The organism is Frankia sp. CeD (assembly GCF_000732115.1).
Classification (GTDB): domain Bacteria; phylum Actinomycetota; class Actinomycetes; order Frankiales; family Frankiaceae; genus Frankia; species Frankia casuarinae.
In genome coordinates this window covers 1-4724 of sequence record NZ_JPGU01000086.1, presented here as the reverse complement: position 1 = coordinate 4724, position 4724 = coordinate 1, and the positions used below count along the sequence as shown (strand labels likewise).

Genomic DNA, 4724 nt, shown 5'->3' with positions numbered 1-4724 from the left:
AGCCCTAACCCCACCCACAAGCCGAAAACCACCCGACCGGCAACACCGGCCGGGCCTTCGGCCCGCCCACCCACGCCATCACCGAACTCTTACCTGCCAGAATGGGTTCGAACATTTTCTAGATCCGTGCGTTCAGCTGGTCAGCGCCTGCGCGGCCGACGGGCGGCCGGCGCTCTCGCGGAATCGGAGCCGACCGGGTGACGTGGCCGGCGGCGCAGCCCAGGACCTCACCAGCGGCGCCCGCGCGTTCTCGCGAGCTGCGTGTCCACGGCGGTGACGGTCCGCGCGAGGCGTCGCACAAGCTCGGCGAGCTCGGCGTCCTCGATCGTCAGCGACGGCGCGACCAGGAGAGCCTGGGTCCAGTGGTTCACGCCAGCGGGATAGACCACCAGTCCGAACTCGCGCGCCGCCCGACAGATCGTCGCGGCGAGTGGCGCCCGGGCGTGGGCGCCGGCGGCCTGACGCACCGGCAGCCCAAGCAGGAGGCCACGGCCACGGGGCTGGTCGAGGAAACCGACCTTCCCGGTGACCTCTTCTTCAAGGCGACGACGCAGCTCCGCCCCGATTCGCTCGGCCCGCTCGGGAAGGCGCTGTTGCTCGGTCACCCGCAGGACGGCGAGCGCCACGGCCGCAGACAGGGGGTTACCGCTCATTGTGTGCCCCAGAGCGAGGTCGGAGGCCGATCTGCCCGGCAGGACGGACGCGCCGACGAGGACCGCTCCGATCGGCGTGTAGCCGCCGCTCAGCCCCTTGCCCGTGACGACCAGGTCGGGAGTGACGCCGGAGCGCTGATAGCCGAACCAGTCGCCGGTCCGCCCGAAGCCGGTCATAACCTCGTCCATCACCAGGAGCGCGCCACTCGCGCTGGTCAGTTCGCGGAGCCGCCGGAGCACGTCGTCACGCAGAACCGCCGCACCTCCCGCGGCGCCGCTCACCGGTTCCACGAGGACGGCGGCGATCCGCTCCGGCCCGATCCGGCCGAAGGCCTCCTCCCAGGCCGACGTGGCCGGCAGCGGATCTGCGGCGGGATCGTCGGACGTGACCGGGACCGTCGACACGCCCGTCGAGACCAGCGCGTCCAGGTGCTCGCGTCGCGGTGGGTGGCCCGACACGGACAAGGCGCCAGCCGTCATGCCGTGGTAACTCGGCTGCTGGGTGAGCACGATGGAACGCTCGGGACTGCCTGCCAGAGCATGGTGGAAAAGGGCTAGGCGCAGGGCAGTCTCGGTGGCTTCCGAACCGGAGTTCGTGTAGACGACCTCGCGATATCCAGGCCCACCGATCGAGAGAATCTTCTCCGTCAGCGCCAATACGCTTCTGCTCGTGAACTGGCTTCGGTGCGCGAACGTGACGAGTTCCGCCTGCTCTCGCATCGCGGCCAGAACATCGGTCGATCCGTGCCCAATATTTACACAGATCGTGCCGGAGCTGCCGTCGATAAATTCACGCCCGTCCTCGTCGTAGATGCGGCTGCCGTGCGCTTTGGCTACCACCGGAAGGTCGCTCGATAGCCGTTGACGCCCGACGGGCAGGGTCGGTGCTGACATCGTAACCGCCTTGGCTCCGTGGTCCGTTGCTCTTCGTCCCGGTCGGTCGGCGCCATTGTGTTGCATGCGACTCGACGGCCCGAATTGGAACAGTCGGCAGTTTCATGCAGCCATCAGGCTGGCGGTCCGAGGCGACCCAAGNTGCCCGTGACCGGCCGATCGCCAATAGCTTCGTGATAGCGAACCGTGGAGCATCTAGGCAGACACTCAGGCTGACGCAGAGGCGGGCGTGGATCAAGCTATGTGGTGACGGGCACGCCTGAAGCCCGATCAGCCTCCTTTCCGGGTGTCCTGACCATCACATACGCCTACCATGTTGGAGACGGCATGAAGTTCTCTATCTTCCTGAATCCGCAGGTTCCCGGATCGGGCTACCTTTCTGAACAGCACGTCGGGGCGAAGCGACCAATCGGGCGGGACACCGACTCCTACCAGGCAATGCTCCACGAGCTGCGCAGCATCGCGGTACAGGCCGACCAGACCGGCTTCGACGCTCTGATGCTCAGCGAGCACCATTTTCATTCTGAGGGCCTAGAGCTCTCGGTCAACCCGCTGATGGTGCTGGCCGACCTGGCCGCGCGAACCGAACGCCTGCTGCTGGCTCCGCTGGGCATGGTGCTTCCGGCGTGGGATCCCGTCCGCGCAGCGGAGGACGTCGCCCTTCTCGACCAGTTCTGTCGCGGCCGGCTCCGGCTCGGACTGGCCCGGGGTTTCCAGAACCGATGGGTCAACGTCCTCGGCCAACGCTGGGAGGTGACGGACGCCAGCGGCGACGGCTCACACACCGACGACCGCAACTTCGAGGTGTTCGGCGAAATCCTGAAGATCATGAAGATGTGCTGGACTCAGGAGACCGTGCGATACCGGAGCGAGATTCTGGACGGCTATTCGATCCCGCAGCCCTTTGACGGCATCGCGGACTGGCCGGCCGTGGAATGGACCCGCGCGTACGGCGCTGCGGACGAGATCGACGAGCAGGGCCGCGTCCGCGCGGTCTCGGTCTGCCCGCGGCCATACCAGGACCCGTACCCGGAGCTGTGGCAGCCGTTCACGATGAGTGACCGGTCGATCGTCCGGTGCGCGCAGGAGGACATCGTCCCGTGGATCTTCACGCCCTTCCTGAACGAGCATCGGGCGAAGGCTGAGCTTTACCAGTCCGAGTGCGCCAAGTTCNGTCGGGAGTACAAGATCGGCGAGCACACCGGCTTCCTGAAGATGATCGGGCTCGCCGACACGACCGAAGAGGCCGCCCGGGTCTTCAATCCCTCGATCCTGAACGACTTCGCGACCTTCTATGGATCGTTTGGCTTCCAGGACCCGAGCCTGATTCCGGAGGTCGGCCTGTTCGGTGCCCCGGATGACGTCAAGCGAGGCCTGGAAAAGATCTTCAACAGCACTCCGGACCTGGAGTGGATCGGGCTCTTCATGATCGGCCAGCAGGGCGGCCTGCCGCTCGACCGGGTACTGCGCAGCCTGGAGCTCTTCGCCGAGGAGATCATTCCCGAGTTCCGCGACTGACGCGGAGGACTCCCCTGCCGCCCGTGGGCTCGGCACGGACTCAGCGAGCTGGGAGTCCACGAACGGTCGACCATTCCGCGGTGACTATGCGGTCGACCGCTGGGTCGGCACCGTCCGCCGGGAATGCACCGACAGGCTGTTGATCGTCTCCGAACGGCACCTGACGTCCCGGAGCTACGTCGGGGGGACAGGCGGGTTGACCCGTCCGGCGACGAGGATGATTCGCATTCCGGCGGGCGGGGCGGCGGGNAGAAGCGCGGCGATGCTGTGGCCGGCCGGCCCGCGCACCCCTGCATCCTCGTCGAGCCCATCCACGACGAGGACGAGCCGCTCACCATAGGCGTCGCAGCGCTCGGCGGCTCTGGTGAGTAGACCGAGGAAATGGGTGTCCCGGGTGGCGTCTGTCAGCGGCGGTAAGGACACGCCGAGCAGGTCGCAGAGCTGTTCGATGACCAGGTCGGTGAAGGCGATCCGGTCGTTCTGGCTGGCGTAGCGGGCGGTGATGAAGAACGACACGACCCGCACCCCGGGTAGGGGATGTAGGACCAGCCAGGACATCAACGCCGACTTGCCCGTCCAGGCCGGTGCCCGCCACCAGGCGTAGCCGGCCCCCGGTGCTGGCGCGGTGTAGCGCGTCGGCGATGTGCGGGTCGTGGGTGCTGATGGTGGTGAGGTAGTCGAGGAGGTCCCGGCGGTTGGAGACGCTTTCGACGTCGATGCGTTCCACGACCCGTGCCCCGACGGGGNAGGTGATGGTGCTGGGTCGGGTAGTGGCGACGATGATCGTGCCGGGGGGAAGAGCTGGGGGTAGGCCGAGGGGGAGTTCGCTGCCAGGTGGAGGTGGTGCTTCGTCGAGGCCGTCGACGAGAAGCACCACCGGCTGGTCGGGTTGTGTGGCGTCGCGGGTCTTGGCGGCGTCGCAGAGCCGAAGGTAGAGCCAGCGTGGGGTGTGGGCGTCCGTGGGGAGGATGCCGTCGGGGGCGGTGTCAAGTTTCCAGGTGGCGATGAGCTGTGCGGCGAGGTTCAGCCGTGCGGTTTCGGGGGTGCGTCCTTCGGTGAGGCGGGNGNAGTGNGCCGGCCNCACCCGGGNAAANGCCAGGNATGCGGCCAGCGCGGACTTTCCCATTCCAGCTTCGGCTTCGACGAGCAGATAGCCACCGCGGCGCTGCCGTATACACCGGTCGATGAAGGCGTCGATCTTGCCGATGAGGTCGGAGCGTCCCCGGAATCGGGCGACCGGATGTACGTATTCGGAAGTCCCGTTGTTGATCTTTTGGGGGGACGGCCTTCGGGGCTGGGTGTGGCCTGATGGTCGTGGTGGGTGATGTTCTGCCGGTCGGGGTGGTTTGCTGCGGTGCGTGACGGTTGTCGAGTCGGGGGCGGGNGCTGCCGCNAGCGGNGAGGTTGCCGAGGGCGCGGCGCTGCTGGCGGAGAACGCCTGGCTGCGGGCCCGGGTCGCGGAGCTGTTGACGGACATCGCCGGGCTGGTCGCGCGGGAGGCGACGCGTGAGGCCGAGGTGGTGGAGCTGCGTCTCCAGCTCGAGGCGTTGCAGGCGGAGCTGGCGACGTTGCGGCGGATGCTGTTCGGCCGGTCGTCGGAACGGGAGTGCGGCGGGTCGCCGGCCGTGGGTTCGCCGGATGGCGGGGACGGTTGTGGCG

Annotated in this window: 3 protein-coding genes; 2 read left to right on the top strand and 1 reads right to left on the bottom strand. The window is 67.7% G+C overall.

The window, feature by feature from the left end; all coding sequences use genetic code 11:
- Window positions 1-227 precede the first annotated feature (227 nt).
- Window positions 228-1493, bottom strand: a complete 1266-nt coding sequence (locus tag CED_RS20815; protein WP_108913441.1) for an aspartate aminotransferase family protein — start codon at window positions 1491-1493, stop codon at window positions 228-230.
- Window positions 1494-1874: 381 nt separating this feature from the next.
- On the opposite strand from CED_RS20815, the gene CED_RS20810 reads away from it, so the two are divergent.
- Both CED_RS20810 and CED_RS20800 read left to right on the top strand, forming a co-directional pair.
- On the top strand, window positions 1875-3065 hold the full coding sequence (locus CED_RS20810) for an LLM class flavin-dependent oxidoreductase (protein WP_035913587.1): 1191 nt from the start codon (window positions 1875-1877) through the stop codon (window positions 3063-3065).
- 1358 nt (window positions 3066-4423) lie between these two features.
- Window positions 4424-4724 (top strand): hypothetical protein (locus CED_RS20800; protein WP_035913584.1); only part of this gene is annotated, 301 nt, incomplete at its 3' end.